16 protein-coding genes are annotated in these 19106 nt (G+C 62.1%); 6 read left to right on the top strand and 10 right to left on the bottom strand.

Annotation, left to right across the window (positions count from 1 at the left end; genetic code table 11):
• Window positions 1–16: 16 nt before the first annotated feature.
• Genes OXR00_RS03055 through OXR00_RS03045 form a run of 3 tightly spaced genes read right to left on the bottom strand, consistent with a single transcriptional unit; the run spans window position 17 to window position 4622 of the window.
• Window positions 17–1636, bottom strand: coding sequence for a tryptophan halogenase family protein (locus OXR00_RS03055; RefSeq protein WP_267386567.1), 1620 nt, complete (start codon window positions 1634–1636; stop codon window positions 17–19).
• Window positions 1633–3105, bottom strand: a complete 1473-nt coding sequence (locus tag OXR00_RS03050) for a tryptophan halogenase family protein (RefSeq protein ID WP_267386566.1) — start codon at window positions 3103–3105, stop codon at window positions 1633–1635. Before OXR00_RS03050 ends, OXR00_RS03055 begins: the two co-directional genes overlap by 4 nt.
• A complete protein-coding gene (locus OXR00_RS03045) occupies window positions 3102–4622 on the bottom strand; it encodes a tryptophan halogenase family protein (RefSeq protein ID WP_267386565.1) in 1521 nt (506 codons plus the stop codon). The genes OXR00_RS03050 and OXR00_RS03045 overlap by 4 nt, the downstream gene beginning before the upstream one ends.
• 435 nt (window positions 4623–5057) lie before the next feature.
• Between OXR00_RS03045 and OXR00_RS03040 the strand changes: the two genes are divergently transcribed.
• Complete coding sequence (locus tag OXR00_RS03040; protein ID WP_267386564.1) at window positions 5058–8330, top strand: TonB-dependent receptor; 3273 nt, start codon at window positions 5058–5060, stop codon at window positions 8328–8330.
• Between the two features lie 82 nt (window positions 8331–8412).
• Here OXR00_RS03040 and OXR00_RS03035 read toward each other — a convergent pair whose 3' ends face one another.
• Window positions 8413–9504: an endo-1,4-beta-xylanase gene (locus tag OXR00_RS03035; protein ID WP_267387127.1), complete on the bottom strand. Its 1092-nt coding sequence runs from the start codon at window positions 9502–9504 to the stop codon at window positions 8413–8415.
• A gap of 234 nt (window positions 9505–9738) precedes the next feature.
• On the opposite strand from OXR00_RS03035, the gene OXR00_RS03030 reads away from it, so the two are divergent.
• Entirely contained in the window at window positions 9739–10791 is a 1053-nt protein-coding gene (locus OXR00_RS03030; protein WP_267386563.1) for a LacI family DNA-binding transcriptional regulator, read from the top strand.
• Between the two features lie 208 nt (window positions 10792–10999).
• Here OXR00_RS03030 and OXR00_RS03025 read toward each other — a convergent pair whose 3' ends face one another.
• From OXR00_RS03025 to OXR00_RS03000, 5 genes are all read right to left on the bottom strand, one after another.
• On the bottom strand, window positions 11000–11704 hold the full coding sequence (locus OXR00_RS03025) for an NTP transferase domain-containing protein (protein ID WP_267386561.1): 705 nt from the start codon (window positions 11702–11704) through the stop codon (window positions 11000–11002).
• Window positions 11701–12795 carry an inositol-3-phosphate synthase gene (locus OXR00_RS03020; RefSeq protein ID WP_242146379.1) on the bottom strand — a complete coding sequence of 365 codons (1095 nt, stop codon included), beginning with the start codon at window positions 12793–12795 and terminating at the stop codon, window positions 11701–11703. The genes OXR00_RS03025 and OXR00_RS03020 overlap by 4 nt, the downstream gene beginning before the upstream one ends.
• On the bottom strand, window positions 12792–13667 hold the full coding sequence (locus OXR00_RS03015; protein WP_267386560.1) for a CDP-alcohol phosphatidyltransferase family protein: 876 nt from the start codon (window positions 13665–13667) through the stop codon (window positions 12792–12794). The genes OXR00_RS03020 and OXR00_RS03015 overlap by 4 nt, the downstream gene beginning before the upstream one ends.
• A 677-nt stretch (window positions 13668–14344) precedes the next feature.
• Window positions 14345–15025 carry an alpha/beta hydrolase gene (locus OXR00_RS03010; protein ID WP_267386559.1) on the bottom strand — a complete coding sequence of 227 codons (681 nt, stop codon included), beginning with the start codon at window positions 15023–15025 and terminating at the stop codon, window positions 14345–14347.
• 657 nt (window positions 15026–15682) lie between these two features.
• A complete protein-coding gene (locus OXR00_RS03000) occupies window positions 15683–16018 on the bottom strand; it encodes a PilZ domain-containing protein (protein WP_242154852.1) in 336 nt (111 codons plus the stop codon).
• 414 nt (window positions 16019–16432) lie between these two features.
• Between OXR00_RS03000 and OXR00_RS02995 the strand changes: the two genes are divergently transcribed.
• The 3 genes from OXR00_RS02995 to OXR00_RS02985 all read left to right on the top strand — a co-directional run bounded on the left by OXR00_RS02995 (window position 16433) and on the right by OXR00_RS02985 (window position 17642).
• The gene (locus tag OXR00_RS02995; protein ID WP_267386557.1) at window positions 16433–16621 is read left to right on the top strand and encodes a hypothetical protein; all 189 of its coding nucleotides are present in this window, start codon (window positions 16433–16435) and stop codon (window positions 16619–16621) included.
• Between the two features lie 197 nt (window positions 16622–16818).
• The gene (locus OXR00_RS02990; protein ID WP_267386556.1) at window positions 16819–17010 is read left to right on the top strand and encodes a hypothetical protein; all 192 of its coding nucleotides are present in this window, start codon (window positions 16819–16821) and stop codon (window positions 17008–17010) included.
• A complete protein-coding gene (locus OXR00_RS02985) occupies window positions 17010–17642 on the top strand; it encodes an SOS response-associated peptidase family protein (RefSeq protein ID WP_267386555.1) in 633 nt (210 codons plus the stop codon). The genes OXR00_RS02990 and OXR00_RS02985 overlap by 1 nt, the downstream gene beginning before the upstream one ends.
• 99 nt (window positions 17643–17741) lie before the next feature.
• Here OXR00_RS02985 and OXR00_RS02980 read toward each other — a convergent pair whose 3' ends face one another.
• Window positions 17742–18032: a hypothetical protein gene (locus OXR00_RS02980; protein ID WP_267386554.1), complete on the bottom strand. Its 291-nt coding sequence runs from the start codon at window positions 18030–18032 to the stop codon at window positions 17742–17744.
• A gap of 381 nt (window positions 18033–18413) precedes the next feature.
• Between OXR00_RS02980 and OXR00_RS02975 the strand changes: the two genes are divergently transcribed.
• On the top strand, window positions 18414–19013 hold the full coding sequence (locus OXR00_RS02975; protein ID WP_267386553.1) for an FxDxF family PEP-CTERM protein: 600 nt from the start codon (window positions 18414–18416) through the stop codon (window positions 19011–19013).
• The last annotated feature ends 93 nt before the right edge of the window (window positions 19014–19106 follow it).

Raw genomic sequence — 19106 nt, 5'->3', positions numbered from 1 at the left:
GCTGCGCGCAGGCCGCTCACAATGGAGAACCGCCGCCGTTTACGTCGAAAGGCGATTCCGCGGTGAAGGCGAAGAACGGGACGTCTTCCGCCGCAGCGGGGGTGGAGGCGGGCACTGGTGCCGCCAGTGGCGACAGAGCGGTTCGTCTGAGAAAATCGCCATGCGTCGGCAGGCGCTGCGCGGTGTCCGCATAGCCGCGCCGCATCTGTTCGAGCGCGATCGCGACCTTTTGCTCGTCCAGCGCATCCGCGGCCGGCTCCCATCTTCGCGGAACTATACCCTGACCCATGAAGACGGCGATCCAGCTCGGGTCGGTGAACAGGTCGTAACCTTCCCGGAACACCCGGCCCTTGCCCGCGAACAGGTCGATCTTGCGTTGCAGGCTGTCAGGTATGTCCATCGTGCGCACCTGATCCCAGAACGGCGAATCATCGCGCCGGGTCGCCTTGTAATGGAGGATGATGAAGTCGCGGATGTCCTCGTACAGATCGTGCATCTGCCGGTTGAACTCGTTCCGTTCCGCCGGGTCGAACCGCTTGTCCGGGAATAGCGCGAGCAGCCGTTGAATCGCCGCCTGCACGAGATGGATGCTCGTCGATTCCAGCGGCTCGATGAACCCGCTCGACAGGCCGAGCGCCACTACGTTGCGGTTCCAGGACTGGCGGCGGCGACCGGCGGTGAAACGCAGCCGGCGCGGCGGCGCGAGCGGCTCGCCTTCGAGGTTCGCGAGCAACTGCGCCTCGGCGGCATCGTCGTCGAGATATTGGCTGCAATAGACCAGACCGTTGCCCATCCGATGCTGGAGCGGAATACGCCACTGCCAGCCCGCCTGATGCGCGGTCGAGCGGGTGAACGGGTCAGGCTCAGCCGGATTGGGCAATGCGCACGGGACCGCTACGGCGCGGTCGCACGGCAGCCAGTGCGCGTAGCTTTCGTAGCCGGTCTGCAGCGTTTCTTCGATCAGCAACCCGCGGAAGCCCGAGCAGTCAATGAACAGATCGCCTTCGATCCGTTGCCCGTTTTCAAGTGTCACGGCGGTCACGTAGCCATCTGCGGGACGTTGATCGACCGCAGCGATCTTGCCCTCGACGCGGTTTACGCCGCCCTTTTCGGCATAGTCGCGCAGGACGCGCGCGTAGAGCGATGCGTCGAAATGGAAGGCGTAGAAGAGATCGCGTACCGGGGACCGGGCGTCTTCGGCGGCGCGACCGAACGTGCCGTGCGCCGCCGCCATTGCGCTCATCGACCAGGCGGAGATATCTTCGATCGGCCGCCGCGCCTTCTCGCGCAGCCACAGCTGGTGGAAATGAATACCTTGCAAGTCGTGGCCGAACTTCCCGAACGGATGGAAGTAGCGTTCGCCGACCGCGCCCCAGTCGACGAATTCGATCCCCAGCTTGAACGTCCCCGCCGTCGCGGCGAGGAACGTGTTTTCATTCAGGCCCAGCATCTGGTTGAAATTGATCAGCGGCGGGATCGTCGCCTCGCCGACGCCGACGGTGCCGATCTCCTCCGACTCGATCAGCGTCACCTGCGTATAGCCGTTGTTGAGAAAGCGGGCGAAGGCGGCGGCAGCCATCCAGCCGGCGGTGCCGCCCCCGACAATGACAACACGGCGGATCGAATGCTCGTTCATCGGGTCAAGTGTCTCATCTGGGCCGCCCGGTAGGCGGCGTGGGTCGGGAATTTCGGAACCTCGGCAGCGATCATGGCCGCGTGGCGCGCCATCGCGGCCCGCGCGCTTGCTTCAGGGATGCCGGAAACCAGCGGGTCCACTCGGCGTGGCAGGAACCCCTGGCCGATCAGCACCGCGACCCAACTGTCCCGTGCGAACGTCTCTTCCTCATAAAAGGGAAGGCGGCCCCGTTCGGCGAACTGCGCGAGAGTATGGGCAAGACTGGCGGGAGGTTCGACAGCGGCGATGTCTCGCCACAACGGCTCGCCGCGCCGGGCGGTTCGGTAATGCATAACGAGGAAATCGCGGACCCGCTCGGCTTCAGCTAGCGTCTGGCGATTGAACTCTGCTGTTTCAACCGGGGCAGCGACACGCCCGGGCAGCATCGTGATCAACCGGTCTATCGCGCTCAGCGCAAGATGCAGGTTGCACCATTCGAGCGGTTCGATCTCCGTCGCGGCATCGCCAATCGCGACACAGTTGGCGCGCCACGGCTGCCGCCGCGTGCCCGCGCGCACGTGGATCGGTTCGTCCGCTGTGGTTCCGGTCGCATTTCGCAGCACGCGGGCCGCCTTACCATCGCTGATCGCGCGGGAGGCATAGGCGAAACCGCCCTGCACGCCACTAGCCCAGCGCCAACCGGCTTCGTGCGCGGTAATGGTGGTAAGAACCATCGGTTCGTCATGCGTTCTGGAGATCAGCACTCGATCGCATGGCAGCCAAGCGCTCCAATCGTCCCGTTCATCGTCAATCGCGTTGCGCAACGTCGCCTCGGGTCCGGTGGCATCGACGAACAAATCGGAATGGAGCGAAGGGCCGGCGGTGAGATCGACCGACGCGATCGCCCCGGTTGCACCCAGCGAAACGCCACTGATCTCGCCCGTGATTTCATGAACGCCGACGTGAAGCGCAAATGCGCGCAGCATCAACGCATGGCGCGCAAGATCCAAGGTCAGTCCGAACTCATGGTCGCCAAAGGGCGTGCCCGGCGTCGGCGGCGCGAACCGTCCCGCCCGTGCCATGACAGCCGCAGGGGAATGGTCGTCGAACGCCACCGCCGAACCGTCCTGAGCGGCGCGAAGCCAATGATGGTGGAACGCGGTGGCCCCCGGCGACGCTCCGTACCGGCTGTAGGCGTGGACATAATCCGGCATCCCGCCTGACCAGCCGGTGAAAAGCGTTCCCAGTCGGTAACCGCTGCCGGCCCGGATAACGCCATCCGCCGTGCCGATGCCGAGGTCCTCCTGAAAGCCGAGGAGCGAGGGCAGGGTACATGCGATCTGGTCGGCAACCGCGTGCCGCGAAGGCGCACACGACAGGATGGTCACATCCAGAAACGGTGCGCGGCGTTTCAGTGCGGCGGCGGCGCACCACCCCGTAATGCCGCCCCCCGCCACCAGCACGCGTCCGAGCCGCTGCTGAGGCATCATGCAGCCTGCGCCATGGCACAATACCGCTCGATAAAGCTGCGGTGATCAGGGCGGCGGGCGACATCGCCACCGATATCGTTGCGCAGTGTCTCCAGATTGCGCAGCAGAACGTCGGGAGCCATTGAGTCGACCCGCGGATCCCATCCTTCCGGCACGACGCCTTGCCCAAGATAGACCGCCACCCAGCTTGGATCCAGGAACACGCCCTCGCGGTATTTCACAAGCCGGCCCCGCGTGCGCCACAGGTCGAGTTTCTCAGACAGGCTGTCCGGCACCGTCATGGTGCGGACATGATCCCAAAACGGCGAGTCGTCGCGGGTGGTCGCATGATAGTGAAGGATCAGGAAGTCACGTATCCGATCATATTCGAGGTCGATGATACGGTTGAACTCGTCCCGGTCGCTGGCGGCAATAGCGCGTTGCGGGAATAGCTCGATCAATGTGGTGATCGCCTGCTGGACGAGATAGATGCTGGTGGACTCCAGCGGCTCCAGGAAGCCGCTGGCGAGGCCGATCGCAACACAATTGCCGACCCAGCTGCGCCGCCGCCGCCCGGCTTTGAACCGCAAGATGCGTGGCGTAGCCAACGCCTCGCCCTCCACAGCGGATTCCAAGGCGCGGCGCGCATCGTCGTCCGACACGAAGGCGCTTGCGTAGACATAGCCGTTGCCGGTGCGGTGTTGCAGTGGAATCCGCCACCGCCAGCCCGCCGGCATCGCGATCGCACTCGTATACGGCGTCACGGCGGTATGGGTCCGGCACGGCATGGCCACCGCGCGGTCGGTTGGCAGCCACTGCGACCAGTCGACGAAGGGTTCCTCCAGCGTGTCACCGAGCAGCAGCGAGCGAAAACCCGAGCAGTCCACGAACAGATCGCCGGCAATCCGATCACCGTCGTCGAGGACGACTGCGGTGATATCGCCAGTCTCGCTATCGCGCTCGACGGTGGCGATCCTGCCCTCGGTACGAACGGCGCCACCTTCTTCGGCGATCTTGCGCAAATATGGCGCGAACAACAGCGCGTCGAACTGATAAGCGTAACCGAAGGTGCTCGAAAGCGACGCTCGGTCTGTTGTCGGATGATCGAACTTGCCACTCCGCGCCAGTGCGCACGCGTAGGATACCGTATCGAGCGACGGCAACGCCGCACCCTCACGCAACAACCGCGTCCAGTAATGCTGGAAGTCGACTGCGCCGGTTCCTCGCCCGAAAGTGCCGAATGGATGAATATAGCTGTCGCCGATCCGCCCCCAATCACGAAACTCGATGCCGAGCTTGAAGGTCGCGCGGGTGCGCGCCATGAAATCCGCTTCATCGATGCCGAGACGTTCATTGAACGCGCGGATGTGCGGCAACGTCGCTTCACCGACGCCGACCACGCCAATCGCTTCCGATTCGACCAGCCTGACCGAGCAATGGTGGGGTAGAAGGCGGGTGAGAGCGGCAGCGGTCATCCAGCCGGCGGTCCCTCCACCCACGACCACAACCTGAACCTTCGACTCCGCCGGCACCGGCATTGCTGCTCTCCACGAGACGCCTCAGACGTGCGCTCCGGGCGACTGCTCCCTCATTCACGGCGCGACGTCAACCGCAGGCGGATTGTTACAACAGCGTTGCCGGATTGTCACAAAGGTCGAAACTTTGTGTTTGATTTCTCATAAATGTTACCGCAAACATAATCGGGCCGGATCGGGTGGGTCCGGCGGGTAACAAAATGATCAGACGCGATAACAGCGTCGACTTCTAGGGAGGGGTTCTCAATGCGCCGTATTGCGCCATCTACAACTGCTGTTCGCCACTTCGTTCGCTTCCTTCACGGTGCGTCTGCCACGGCGCTGTGCGTCGCTATTGCCGGCACTGCGCACGCGCAGACGAACGCCGACCCGGCTAATCAGACGTCTCCTACGGGGGCGGTTGCTGGGCAGGGGACTGCGGGTTCGTCCGGCACGACGTTGTCTTCTACCGAAGCATCGAGTTCCGATCCGCAGGCCGCCCCGCTATCGAGTGGCGGCAAAGCGTCAGACGACGACATCGTCGTAACCGGCATCCGCCAGAGCCTGGCGAACGCACAGAATATCAAGCGTAACTCCGACACGGTCGTGGATGCGATCACCGCGCAGGACATTGGCGCGCTGCCGGACCGGTCGGTGACCGAGGCGCTTCAGCGCGTTCCGGGTGTGTCGATCAGCCGCTTCGCGGCGTCCAACGATCCCGATCACTTCTCGGTCGAAGGATCGGGTGTCGTGATCCGCGGCCTCAACTTCGTCCGCTCCGAATTTAATGGCCGTGATGCTTTTTCCGCCGGTATCGGCGGTCAGTCGATCAATTTCTCCGACGTGCCCGCCGAACTGCTCGGATCCGTCGAGGTGTACAAGAACGTCACCGCCGCTTCGATCGAGGGCGGTCTTGCCGGCACCGTCAACCTCAACACACGCAAGCCTTTCGACAACAAGGGCCTGCATGTCGGTGTCGACGCCGAAGGCAGTTACGGCGACCTGCAGAAGAAGTGGGCGCCGACCGGATCTATCCTGATCAGCGACACCTGGAACACCGGCATCGGCACGTTCGGCCTGCTTGGTGACGTTTCCTATTCGCGCGTGCGCAGCCGCGCCGACGGCTTGCAGATCACCAATTTCCAGGCGCGCGACAATACTCTGGTCACATACCAGAGTCAGGGCGGCACCACGATCTGCCGCAATCCGCTGCCGGGTAATGGCGATACGACGACGTTGCCGGCAGCTAACTCCGCGTGCGGTGCCGCCTCGACGGCGGGAGCGGATGGCTTCGCAGATCCGATGGCTGGCCTCTATTCGCCTCTGGGCGGCCAGTATCGTACGCAGGATTTTGACCGCAAGCGTGATGGTATCGCGCTGGCGGCTCAATACGAAACCAACGACGGCCGCTTCCTGCTGACGGGTCAGTATATTCGTTCGCACACGACCAACCTGTCGGACGAGCATACGTTCGAGGCGGCTCCGGATCTGTCCGAGTACAGCACCTATCCGATCGGCTGCCAGCAGAACAATGCTGGCCCGCTGACCAACCCGACCGACGTAAATTCAGGGACCGTGCGCGCGCAGTGTCCGGTCGGTCAGTTCACCAATTACAAGTATGACAGCAACGGACTGTTCCAGAGCGGGTACATCACCACGCCGGGTACCGGCTATCGCAGCAGCCTCAGCGGCACGCCGATGCAGACGTTCATCCCGACCGGGGGCGCGCCGATCTCGCTGTCACGCGGCCAGACTTACGAGCAGAACACGGTCAACGACTATGGCTTGAACGCGCTGCTCCATCCGACCGAGCGGCTGCACATTGCGCTTGATGCCGACTATACGGAATCGCACCATCAGGTCAGCCAGCTCAACATTTTCGGCGAAACCTATGCCGATCAGGAACTGAACCTCACCGGCAACCTGCCGACGGTCATGTCGCACAAGCCCGCGACGCTGGCAGCCGGCTGGGCAGGGCCTGCCAACCCGACGCTCGTCGGCGAAAACGATCAGCAGTATTTCGCCGATCCGAACGTAGAGTTCTGGCGCGCAGCCATGGACCATTTCGAAGACAGTCGTGGCAAGGAGTTCCAGTTTAAGGGTGACTTCACCTACGATGTAGACGGCGATTTCATCGACAAGATCCGGTTCGGCGCACGATATGCCGACCGCGACCAGACGGTGAAGTACTCGGCGTACAATTGGGGGATGCTCAGCGAGGTCTGGGCCGGCACGCCTGTTTCGATCAACCAGGTCAACGGCGGCAACGCGAGCTTCTACAACTTCAGCAACTTCTTCCGGGGTGCGACGCCGGGGCCGGCTGGTGCCTATTACTACAACGGCAACATGATCGACGGCTACAACAAGACTGTCGGGTTCATTAACCAGATCGAGGCGGTCGGCGCTGCGAGCCAGGATAATCCGTCGACTCGCTGGACCCCCGCGGCTCTCCGCGCAGGCGTCGGTGCGGATTCGCCTTACCTGCCGAACGAGGTGACGCGTGTGCACCAGCGCGATAGCGCCGCTTACGCAATGGCGTCGTTCAACAGCAAGACGCTGGTCCAGGGTCTGGACATTGCCGGCAACATCGGTGTCCGCTTCGTACACACCGACATGGACAATTTCGGCGGCAGCATCATTCCTAGCCAGTCCACCCTCGGGATCGCCGACAGCTACCAGAGCCGTTGCGTTCCCGCTGCGGCGACCAACCTGCCGGCCGGTTACGCTCCGGCTGCACCGGGTGGCGTCTGTCTGCTCGGGGCTGCAGGGTATGCGCGCCTGCAACAGTTTGCCGCTCCGAACCCAACGATCGTTCTCGGCCAGGCAACCAACAAATACACCTACTGGCTGCCGAGCTTCAACTTGAAGGTCGGTTTGACCCCGCAACTTTTGGTGCGCTTCGCAGGATCGAAGGTGCTGACGCGGCCGGACACCAATCTGGTGCGCAATTTCCAGCAGATCTCGATCGATGGAAACGGCAACTTCCAGAGCCAGGTCGGCAATCCTTACCTGAAGCCTGCGACAGCGTGGCAATTCGACGCCACGGCGGAGTGGTACTTCTCGCGGGTCGGGTCGTTGACGGCTGACGTGTTCTACAAGGACATCACCGGCTTCTTCTACCAGTCGCTGGTCAGCCTGCCGCTCACCAGCAACGGGCAGACGTTCGACTTGCTGACGCGCGGCCCGGCGAACTACAGCGGACACGGCAAGGTGAAGGGAGCGGAGGTCGCTTACCAGCAGACCTTCAATTTCCTTCCGGGCTTCCTGAGCGGTTTCGGCTTCACCGGCAACTACACGTTCATCCAGAGCAACGGCTTGCCGAACTCCTTCCTGAACGGCGGATCACCGGTGACGAACGTCGCGGCGCAGACCAAGACGGGCAGCTTGCCGCTGGAAGGGCTGTCCAAACACAATGTGAACGCCACGCTGTTCTACGAAAAGGGTCCGATCTCCATCCGTGCGGCCTACAACTGGCGCTCCAGCTACCTGCTGACCGCGGCGGATGTGATCTATCCATACACGTCGATCTTCCAGGATGCGTCCGGTCAGCTCGATGCCTCGGCGTTCATCAACATCAACAAATACGTGAAGATCGGCGTGCAGGGGGTGAACCTCACCAACTCTGTAACGAAGACCTTGCAGGCGTATAGCGGTGATCCGAACGTACTCGCGCCGCGTTCCTACTTCGTCAACGACCGCCGCTTCTCGTTCATCCTGCGCGGCAACTTCTGAGATCCCGGCCCCGGCGCATGCGTCGGGGCCGCGAGGTTGGGGGTCGGGGTCGGTTCGCTGGCCCCGCAGCTCGCGTCGCGTCTCAGCGCGAGGTCGCGGTGGCGAACGCTGCCGCGACCGCTTCGCGCATCGGCTTCGGCCGGAACTGCGTGTCGTAAAGACTGGGCCTGCGACGGGCTCCATCCTTGCGCGGTTCGAACCCCTCGATCCAGCTGTACCGATCACACAGCCCCCAGCTCAGCACATCACGCACCGCGGGATAGCTCAACGTCACGTCGAGATAGCCTCGCGTGTACTCCGCGACCGCGCGGTCGCGGACGGCGATGTCCGCTGGCAAGCCATTATCACGAACGTCCAGTTCCGTGATCAGCAAAGCATAACCCATCTGCGTCACCGCATCGAGGAACTGCCGCCAGTCGCGTTGCAACCGCGTTACGCTTGCCGCGACATCCGGCCCCTGTGTGACGAGATGCGACTGGATGCCAAGAGCGTCGATCGGCACGTTGCGCCGTCGAAATCCTTCCAGCAACCTCAGCACCCCGGCGCGATGTGCGGCATTGCCGGGCTCCCAGCTCATATAGTCGTTATAGACCAGCTGCGCGTGGGGAGCGGCGACGCGCGCGGTGTGGAAGGCGAGATCCAGCGTCGGCTCCGCACCGCCGAGCGCCCGCGACAGCGAGGTGTCGTACAACACGCCGTCAGCAGGGCGGACCGCTTCGTTGACGACGTCGTAGCTACCGATCCGTTGGCCGTAGCGCCTCAAAACGGTATTGATATGCGTCGTCAGCAGCCGTTCCGCTTCGCGGTGCGGCGTTGTTCCGAAGTCGTACGTGTTCAACCAAGCTGGCAACCACTTAGGCTGATGCCACAGCAGGTTGTGCCCACGGACCGCAAGGTGCTGCCGCTCGGCCCAACGCAGAATGGTGTCGAACCGTTCAAAGGCAAAGGTCGTCGGCGTCGGCCGTAAAGCCTGCCACTTCATTTCATTCTCGGCGACAACCAAACCGCATTGGCTCGCCACCAGATTGGCATAGGCAGGGTTTGCGACCGAGCCCCGATCTGCACCGGGCGCGCCAGACGCGATCGCGGATCCAAAGCGCAGGCCTTTTCGGGTGGCGATTGCGTTCAGCGATAAGCTCGAAGCACTTTTTCCAGCAAGCGGCGCTGCCACCATTCCCCCAAGCGCGCCGAGGACAGCCTCGCGTCGTGTCAACCCTAGCATGCGCGCACCTCTCCGACTTCTCCGTAGCGCTAGTCTCCGCGCCTGAAGCTGCACCGTCAAGCGCCGGCTCTTTCGGCGGATGTGAAGCCGAACTTTTAATGAATGCTATGGGCCATACTATAAATCTGGTTCAGGATGCATTGCGCAAGTCGGTGAGAGACCGTAACGATCTCGCGGAAGGTGCCAATGACGTCTCAACCACCCCAGCGCGCGATCAAAGCTGCAACACTTCGCGACGTCGCAAAAATGGCCGGCGTTTCCGCAATGACCGTATCGCGTGTGGTCAACAAGGACGGGAGCGTCAGGGAGGAGACGCGCGATCGCATCCTCGATGCGATCCGGCGGCTGAAATACTCCCCAAATCTCGCCGCGCGTAATCTGACCGGTGCGCAACAGATGCGGATCGGGCTCTTATTCACCAACCCCAGCACGAACTACCTAAGCGCCCTGCTGATCGGCGGGTTGGACATCGCGAGTCAATTGAACGTCCAACTGGTCGTTCAGAAATGCCGGCCGGACGAGGATGCGGTGGTTGTCGCCAGGAGAATGGTCGCGGATGGCGTCGATGGGCTGGTTCTGCCATCGCCGCTTTGCGATACGGCAGACCTGATCGCGATGACCGTCAGCGAAAGCGTGCCCGCAGTCGCGATCGGCAGCGGTATGCCATCGCGCAACCTCCTGGCGGTGAACATTGACGAGTTCGGAGCCGCGATGGAGATGATGCGACTTATCCTCTCGCTCGGGCATCGTCGGATCGGCTTCGTCGTAGGCGACCGCGGACACAGTGAAAGCATCCGCCGCCTTGAAGGGTATCATGCGGCTTTAGCCGAGGCCGGGATCGCGCTCGATACAACCCTGATTGCGGAGGGACTTTTTACCTATAGATCGGGACTGAAGGCCGCAGAGGCACTGCTCGACCTCGCCGACCGGCCAACCGCCATTTTCGCCAGCAACGATGACATGGCGGCGGCCATTGTCAGCGTAGCGCACCGGAAAGCCCTAAGCATTCCCGGCGATCTCACCGTGTGCGGATTCGACGATACGACGCTTGCAACGGCGATCTGGCCGGAACTGACGACCATCCGTCAACCGATTGCCGACATGGCGAGAGTCGGCATCAAAGCATTGTGCAACGAAATCCTGTCGCGGCGTGCTGGACGTCCTGCCCATTCCAGCCACTCCGTACTTGATCACCGTCTCATTCGGCGTCAGTCCGATGATGTCTGGGCGCAACGCTGACCGACTTTGCTTCGCTCGCCGCCGCGCCGGTTACCGGATGGCCGGCAGCATCAGTCAGCATGCCGGCCATACACGCGGTCACGCCGGTACGGTCCAGCGCCACCCGCACCGGTCTTGACGGAGCGGCACGCGCGTAAGGCGTAGTATTTTCACTGCCGTAGTGATGTGAGCTGCTCCCGACGGAGCCATGCCCCAGACAAAGCCGAAATTATCTTCTGCCGCGCCACCATGCCTCTGCCTTGTCCAACGCAGCCTGATCATCAACGTCGATCCAGTCGATGTCGCTGCAGTCCAGAATCAGCGCGTTTCGTTGTTCCGCCAAAATGCGCATGCCCTCTGTGAGGGAGGGGTCCTTCAGGCGGTGGAGCGCGTCGAACAGCTCAGGCCCGATCGCGAACACACCTGTATCGAAACAGTCGTAGCTGGAGAGACCTTTGCCGATCGCGACGATGCGCTCGCCTTCCGTCTGAACGCATGTGACATCGTCCAGATCGATCAAGTCGCTGCCGATGCGGCGGTCGATTGCCAACCGTGCTCCGCCGGCAGCCCCGGCTTCGGCGGTACGGCGATACAGGGCGGGGTCGACGAGATGGTCGCACATGGCGAGCACCGCCTCGGTGCTCGCGACAAGTGCTTCCGCCGCGAGAACCGACACGCCATTCGGCTTCAGGTGATCGCCAGTCCGCACCGTCTGCACGGTGATCGGCCATGCCGACGACGCGAGGTGCGCCTCGATCTGCTCCGCGCCGTGCCCCAGAACGACTACTACCCGCTCCAGTCCGGCAACGGCCAAGCCGTCGATCGCATGGTCGATCAACGGACGGCCGCCGACCGGACACAGCGGTTTGAGCGGGGCTGCGGAGCGGAGGCGGGTGCCTTCGCCCGCCGCCAACAAAATTGCGGTGCCGATCATCCCCGTTGCGTGATGAAGTCTTCCACCGCCTGCGCCGCCAAGTCGTCGGTCATCTGCGTACGTGGATGCTTGCAGAAGTAGGCGGATGCCCCGTCGATCGGCCCCGCCAGACCACGATCCTTGGCCAGTTTGGCGCAACGGATCATATCGATCGCAACGCCCGCGCTGTTCGGGCTGTCTTCGACCGAGAGGCGCAGTTCGAGGTTCATCGGAACCCCGCCGAACATCGTGCCTTCCATGCGCAGGAAGCAAACCTTGTTATCGTTCTGCCACGGTACGTAATCGGATGGTCCGATATGCACATTCTCGTCGTCGAGCCGCTCGGCGGCGACGGACTGTACGGCCTCGGTCTTGGAAATCTTCTTGGAGGCGAGCCGGCGGTGGTTCGACATGTTGAGGAAGTCCGTGTTGCCGCCGGTGTTCAGCTGGTAGGTACGCTCCAGCTTCACGCCGCGCTTGGCAAACAGATCCGTCAGCACGCGGTGGACGATCGTCGCGCCCAACTGTGCCTTTATGTCGTCGCCGATGATCGGGACGCCGGCCTTGGTGAAGCGGTCGGCCCATTCGGGGTTGCTGGCGATGAAAACGGGAATATTGTTGACGAACGCCACGCCGGCCTCAAGCGCGCATTCTGCGTAGAACTCGCTCGCGATCTGCGATCCGACCGGAAGGTAGTTCATCAGCACATCGGTCTTGGACGCGCGAAGTGCCGCTACCACGTCCTGCTTGCTGGGCTGCGGTGCATCGGCGAGCATGAAGGTGCGGTCGTCAGCATAGTCAGCCATGTGCTCGGCCACGCCGTCGAAAACCGCGCCCATCTGCACGATGGCACCAGTGGGTTCGATCGATGGGCAAAACACCGTCGTGCAGTTGGGCTTGGCGAAGATCGCCTCCGCTACGTCCTTGCCGACCTTCCGTTTGTCGACGTCCCATGCCGCAACGACCTTGATGTCGCTGGGGCGGTAGCCGCCGAGATCAAGGTGCATAAGCCCGATCGTCTCGTTGGCACCGTCGCGGTAATGCGACAGACCTTGAACGAGGGAACTTGCGCAATTGCCGATGCCGACCACGGCGACGTTGATGCTCGTCATTGAGTGTTCATGTCCTTCGAGTGAAATGGATTTTCAGGATTGACGCTGCGCGCAGAAGCGCTGCGAACCAGGCGTGCCTCGACCCTGCGATGCCAGACGAGGCCGACAAGGAGGATGACGGAAAGCGGGATGAGCTCGAACCACCAGAACCAGCGCGGGTCACTGGCAAGACAGGCGAAAAAGATCGCATAGACGCGGACGTTGGCACTGAGCAGGCTCATCAGGCGCATTGGCGCGGCCGCCGCTGCACCATAAGCGTTTGCCAAATCTGCCGGAGCCGCTTGGCCTGCCAGCACGGCGTCGAAGCGACCGGCGAAACGCTCCAGCATCCCCGCGACGTGATCGTAGAGGCCGACAAGCGGGTTGCCGCTCGATACTGGTCGAGCTGCGACCGCCACGCCATTGCACCTGCGGTGGAAGCGCGCACGCTCACTCTCGTAGAGGTTGGACTGGATCGCGTGAGCGGCGCCTGCTGCGAAGGTTAGCGCCCAGCACGCGGCCGTGCCGATCGAGGATGCAAGTACGACGTAGATCAGCGTAAACACGCCATGGTCGCATAAACCATCCAGTACGCGGCCGAGTGGGCTGGCAGTTCCCGTGGCGCGCGCCACCATCCCGTCGAGACCATCCGCCACCAGCCAAGCGATCGACAGCGCGAGGCCGAGTACGGCGAACGGCCAGCTCTCCCACTGAGCGTAAGACAGCGCCGCCAAGCCGCCGAGCGCCAGCCCACCAAGAGAGACGGAATTGGCTGAAATACCGCGCGCGACGAAGCCTGGCAGCATGGCACGTGCCGCCGGGTGTATGATCCAAAGGTTGGTCGGATCCTCGATCCGGCGATCCCGCGACCGGTCCGTGGGAGGAGCTGTCATTTGATTGTCACGTACAGCGGGACCCGGATGCGCAGCAAGCGATTTAAAGTGGGTAATTTCGCAGCTTCGCGGGCCGCGCCAAAATGCCCGTTAATGTCTTGCCCGCGTCATCTGCACCGCAACGCCTGGCAGAGTCCCGGCGGACGATGCAAAGTGTATCAGCAAGTATGGAGGTGGTGGACGCACTTGGGCTCGAACCAAGGACCCGCTGATTAAGAGTCAGCTGATTCATCAATGTTTTCAACAAATCTTACGTCATTTTCTTGCTCTGTACCGCAACGCTACCCCGACGCAACTGAGAATTTGTCGGAAAGGCCGAAAGTCAGCCGCGTTACGTCATGAGCAGCTGATCTTTGCGCCTGCCTACCGCATCGTCTCCCCCACCCCCGCAGGAGCCGAGCGGTGAGCGGGGGGCGAGATAGCGGCGCTCTATGTCGAGACCGGCGGTTGCTACTTTGGCTTGCCTGGCGTGATCGTGGTCGGACACGGCGGGAACCGCAGCTTTTTGTCGATACTTTGAATCAAATAGAGGAAATTGTGACTGTGGAAGAGCGTCGCCACATCGGACGAGTTATCGTTGATGACCTCGCCGCGAGGCTTGGCGGTGCGGCGCAGGAACAAGTCGCTGCGCCGCTTTGCGGAGTTCGACCCGGCCTACCTCTACCTCGACTGACGCGTCAGACGGCGCGGTCGCCGAGGTAATGGCTCTGCGCGGCGTCGGTCGCGTTGATCGCGAGGATCGAACGCGCGTCGCTCGGTGCGCGCGGCTTGCCCTTGCGATCGGCGGCGGCATGGACCACCCGGTCGAGCAGGTCGCGCCCTTCGTTCCACCAGCCGATGCCGCTTGCCGCGTTGAGATGCCCCTGTGCACCGGCATCGACGAAGTGGCTGCCCCAGTCGACCGCCAGACTGTGCGCGCGGTCGATATCGATCCACGGATCGTCGGTGCTCGCCACCACGATCGAGGGGAACGGCAGCGGCGTGCGCGGCGAGGGGGCGAGTGCCTTCAGCTCGGCCTGCGCGCCGTCGCGATCGACATCGGCGGGGGCGACGAGCAGCGCGCCCGCCACCGGCCAGCCATAGGGCTGGCGGCTGAGTTCCGCCCACCACGCGACGGCGAGGCAGCCAAGGCTGTGCGCGGCGAGGATCACCGGCGCCTGCGCGGTGCGGATCGCCTGATCCAGCTTGGTCACCCAGGCGTTGCGATGCGGCGTGTTCCACATGCCGAGTTCGACGCGGACGGTGTCGGGCCGCGCCTCCTCCCACAAGGTCTGCCAGTGCGATGGCCCGGAGCCGCCGAGGCCGGGCACGGTGAGGATCGTCGGCTGTGTCGGGTCGTAGTGCGAAAAGCTACCCATCTTGCCTCTCCTTGGTTCGTAAGGAAACGTGGCCGTCCGTTGCTCTAGGGGGACGCCGGCAGACCACGCTTCCTAGAACTCAAGGTATTCCTACTCAGCCGGTAGGCAATAAGCTCTGCGCCAAATCGAATACGCGTTGCGACAGGGCGAACTTTGCGTCGGTGAAGCGGTGTGTTTAGGGAGGCGAACGCCGCCCATACCGACGAACGGCTCCACATACGTCTCGTGCGGTATTGCACCGATGAGGTCGACAAGGCGCCGTGAAAGGTTGCGCTTGCCGCCTAGGTAAGGCGCGGCCGGGCTTACCGGCCGGATTGCGGTCGTTATTGATTCATAGTTGTTGAGGTCCAGATGGCCCCGCCCGTTGCACCCGCGCCACCCGCTCTACGTCAAAGGCGATCAGCCCTTTATGCAGTTCGGTGCGCTGTGACCGCCTCCATGGAGCTTCGTGGGGGTGAGGCGGGACGTTCGATTAACAGTCGAGTGGAACGCCAGTGTTTTCAACGTCAATTATCACATTTTCTGCGTCTGTTCACCCACTGTATCCCGCCGGGTCGCGCTAAATGTAATAACGCCCGATTACCCGCGCACCGTATCGTCTCCCCCACCCCCGCAGGAGCCGAGCGGTGGGCGGGGGAGAGAAAAAGGCGAAAAGCCTCAATGCGCTCGCTTGCTGATCGCGACGATGTAGTCGACAACTTCATTTAGAACCGGATTTGCAAACTCAAGTCCCGCGAAGCCGTAGCCACACCAGGTGACAGCACCAACGAAGATCATTGCGCCGTCAATTGTTATCGCGACGGCGGAACCGGGGCGTAATTTCACGGGCGTTTCAATAAGAACACCGGTTCTCGATAAGTTAGAAAGAATTACCACGAAGTCGCCGATTAGCGATGTAGTAGCCGTTCGGGTCAGACGGAGCTGATGACGCTCCGCACGGCGCTCGTCGAAAGATGCGCTGCCGCCATATTGCGCAGCCGTAGATCCGATCATAGAGGCGCTCCGGCTCGGTGAATTTCTTGCGCTCTGACGATCACCTAATCGGAAAGGTCATGACGCATCATCTCGTGCAAGTTGCTCAACGTGATATGGATCTGTTTCGCTTTCTCCGCAGTCGAGCGGCGCGCCAATTGGCGCTCCTGCTCCGCACGTCGAAAATGAATTCACGATCCGAAGCATAACGCTCCAGCATCGCACCCTCTTCCTATTCTCTTGTTGAATGAACTTTGCCACGAGAACGATAACGTTTGGTGGAGAAGTGCGGTTAATACCTAGGCTTGCCAACGACCGCAGCGATTTGACGAGAATGGGATCATCCGGCAGCGATCCCAAGCACGGCAGGCCGGAGCAATGCGGACCCACCCGCACCATCTTGGCCCTGATCGGAGGGAGTGATGCAGGTAGCGCATGACGCATGACGAAGAACGCTGGGCCGAGGCACTTGCGATCGAGCAAATCCACGGCGACGGTGCGCACGACTGGGTGATTGAGCGCATCACGCAGTTGGGCGCCGACGGTGACGAAGCGGGAGTGGCGCGGTTCATGGAGATCATCGATCGGCTCGATGTGCTTCGACAGCGCAGGGCAGTGCACTGAGACAGCTAGACTTTCCGCTGCGCGTGCGACAGCATTCATCGCGAAGTAGATGGACTGCCGTGTTTATCGAGCGCTATCACCTTCAGAGGCGAAAGGGCTGGGGCGCAATGAAGCTTCGTGTGGTACTTGATGTTGACGTTTTGCTTCACAAGAGGCAGCCTGACGTTAGTTCTGAGGGCTGCTCCAAGAACAACGTCATGCATGACCTGCCGCCAAGACGCGATGCTACGGAGATCGCGCAGCTCCTCGTGACGATGTTGTGCGTATCCAGTGGGGCTGATTTCGAGCGCTTCGTAATCAATAATGAGCAGTTTGGGCTAGTGGCTGCGGCAGAGGTTGTAAGCGCGGAGGAACTACCTTTTCACGCCATGCCTTCGAACGACATCTGATGTGCAACCGCGCTCGCATGAGCCATGAGCCGGAGGCCCTGTGGGGCTCCGCATCCCAGTTATTCGACGAGCGGCCGCGCGACAACCGCTTTGATCCGCGCGAGCTGCGCCCGAAATCACGAAACTACGTTATCCGCGAGTGGGACGGTGAGCGTGCATGGGACGTCATGCTGTGGGATGTGCTTGGAGGCGGCGCGGCGTGGCCAATGACGAACGTCCGCCAGCTCGGCCTAAAGCAATGGCGCGCACTCGCGGCGAACCCAGAGAACCGCTGCATCATCCCGCTGACGGAGTTCTGCGAGTGGACGCCTGAGCCCGTCGATCTGGGCGACGGCAAGAAGCCGCTCAAAGGCGAAATGTGGTTCCAAGTGACGGACCAGCCCGTCTTCCCCGTCGCCGGCTTCTGGCAGCGGACAAAGGAGGGGAAGTGCTTCACGATGGTGACGTGCGATCCGAACGAGCTGGTCGCGCCGATCCACCCCAAGGCGATGATCACGATCCTTGAGCCTGAGGACGTCGATACGTGGCTGCGCGGCAGCTATGACGAGGTGGTTGCGCTTCAGCGGCCCTATTCCGCCGAGAAGATGACTGTGCGGGGTCCGGTGTTCCCGACGAGAGATGGGATCAAGTGAAAGCGAGCCGGGTAGGCTGGAAGCCCACCCGACTCTGACCGTCAACGTCTTGGGGATCGCAGTCGGCTTGTTTCACTATAACAGGAATTGGACGACCGGCTAGCGCCCCGAGTGCAGGTCGTTCTCCGCGTCAATCGCAAACCCGGCCTGCTTGAGGCGTGCGACGATCGCCAGATAGGGCTGGATGCAGGCCTGATGCGCAAGCCGATGCTTGTTGGTCGCGATCGTCCAGAACTCGACGAGGGCAGGGCAGTCGGTGATGTGCGTTAATATGACCCGTAGTGCCAAGCGCAGGGACGTAGGGTCGCCTTGAACTTGCGACGACGGCACGATTGCCCGCAGCACCTGAAGCGCGACGTTGACGTTCGTGGTATCGTAGCGGCTTGGCATAGCTGCACATGAGAACGAAAGCAGAACTGTAGGAAAGTGATTCGTTCAACGTAGCAGCAGGCGACGCTCCATCAGTCCTGCCTCCGTCAGCCGCTCGAACTGAACCTCTGGTGCCTTCGGGGAACATTGAGGACGAAAACCAGGCCGAGACAAGGGAAATGCCTCGGCCTGGCAACCGCGTTCAAGCGGTTCGTCCTAGCTGACGAGGGGTCGCCTAGCGAAGCTGATCACCTTGAGAAACCCCTCAGACCCATAACGGGTACCCAGTTATGGTTAACGATGTGTACATATTTTTATGGCCCCGTTAGCGACACTGCATCTGCGGGTTGTGGAGCTCTCCGATGGCGAAGAGCACTCGTCTTGCTGGCAAAGGGAATACACATGAACAAGATGATCACGACTATCGCCGCGCTAGCGGCGGCCACCGTTGTTGCCGCTCCGGCCTATGCAAACGTCACCTGCGAGCCAGGTGATTGCGTTGTAACCGGCACCTCGAAGCTTGCCCCGAAGGCTAGCTTCATCGTGACCCCGGGTAATGTAGACGCGTCCTATCGCGGCCCGATCTCCGCTAGCTTTGGCAACACAGTTATGTCCAAGGGCAACTTCACCGACACTTTCAACTTCCTGTTGCCAACCAGCGGTGTGGGCGGTGGTACGGTGACGACCGTCGCCGCTAAGTTCCACAACGCGACCGATCTGGATTTCACGTCGGTTCTGATCAACGGCACCGCTGCCGCTATCACGAAGTCGTTTAACGGGATCGTTGAGTTTGCCTCCTCCGCGGGCGTGGCGCTCCCTGGCGGCATGAACTCAATCGTTATCAACGGCCTGTCGCGCGGCAACGGTTCGTACGGCGGCAGCCTGAGCTTCACACCTTCGGTTCCGGAGACGGCGACCTGGGGCATGATGATCCTCGGCTTCGTCGGCATGGGCGCTGCGATGCGCTATCGTCGCAAGTCGACGAAGGTCGCTTTCGCATAATCTTTACAGCCTAATGAAACGAGAGGGCCGCCGGGTAACCGGTGGCCCTTTTCGTATCGCGGAACAACGGCAACGGAGTGCAGTCATCACGCG

Source organism: Sphingomonas sp. GC_Shp_3 (genome assembly GCF_026540945.1).
In the GTDB taxonomy this organism is placed as follows: domain Bacteria; phylum Pseudomonadota; class Alphaproteobacteria; order Sphingomonadales; family Sphingomonadaceae; genus Sphingomonas.
Note: the sequence above shows the minus strand (reverse complement) of the source record. Positions and strands in the feature narration are given on the sequence as shown.

Bases quoted from the DNA above. Each gene is read 5' to 3' on its own strand.
- OXR00_RS03055 (WP_267386567.1), bottom strand. From the start codon at position 1,636: ATGAACGAGCATTCGATCCGCCGTGTTGTCATTGTCGGGGGCGGCACC.
- OXR00_RS03050 (WP_267386566.1), bottom strand. From the start codon at position 3,105: ATGATGCCTCAGCAGCGGCTCGGACGCGTGCTGGTGGCGGGGGGCGGC.
- OXR00_RS03045 (WP_267386565.1), bottom strand. From the start codon at position 4,622: ATGCCGGTGCCGGCGGAGTCGAAGGTTCAGGTTGTGGTCGTGGGTGGA.
- OXR00_RS03035 (WP_267387127.1), bottom strand. From the start codon at position 9,504: ATGGTGGCAGCGCCGCTTGCTGGAAAAAGTGCTTCGAGCTTATCGCTG.
- OXR00_RS03030 (WP_267386563.1), top strand. From the start codon at position 9,739: ATGACGTCTCAACCACCCCAGCGCGCGATCAAAGCTGCAACACTTCGC.
- OXR00_RS03025 (WP_267386561.1), bottom strand. From the start codon at position 11,704: ATGATCGGCACCGCAATTTTGTTGGCGGCGGGCGAAGGCACCCGCCTC.
- OXR00_RS03020 (WP_242146379.1), bottom strand. From the start codon at position 12,795: ATGACGAGCATCAACGTCGCCGTGGTCGGCATCGGCAATTGCGCAAGT.
- OXR00_RS03015 (WP_267386560.1), bottom strand. From the start codon at position 13,667: ATGACAGCTCCTCCCACGGACCGGTCGCGGGATCGCCGGATCGAGGAT.
- OXR00_RS03010 (WP_267386559.1), bottom strand. From the start codon at position 15,025: ATGGGTAGCTTTTCGCACTACGACCCGACACAGCCGACGATCCTCACC.
- OXR00_RS03000 (WP_242154852.1), bottom strand. From the start codon at position 16,018: ATGATCGGATCTACGGCTGCGCAATATGGCGGCAGCGCATCTTTCGAC.
- OXR00_RS02995 (WP_267386557.1), top strand. From the start codon at position 16,433: ATGACGCATGACGAAGAACGCTGGGCCGAGGCACTTGCGATCGAGCAA.
- OXR00_RS02990 (WP_267386556.1), top strand. From the start codon at position 16,819: ATGCATGACCTGCCGCCAAGACGCGATGCTACGGAGATCGCGCAGCTC.
- OXR00_RS02985 (WP_267386555.1), top strand. From the start codon at position 17,010: ATGTGCAACCGCGCTCGCATGAGCCATGAGCCGGAGGCCCTGTGGGGC.
- OXR00_RS02980 (WP_267386554.1), bottom strand. From the start codon at position 18,032: ATGCCAAGCCGCTACGATACCACGAACGTCAACGTCGCGCTTCAGGTG.
- OXR00_RS02975 (WP_267386553.1), top strand. From the start codon at position 18,414: ATGAACAAGATGATCACGACTATCGCCGCGCTAGCGGCGGCCACCGTT.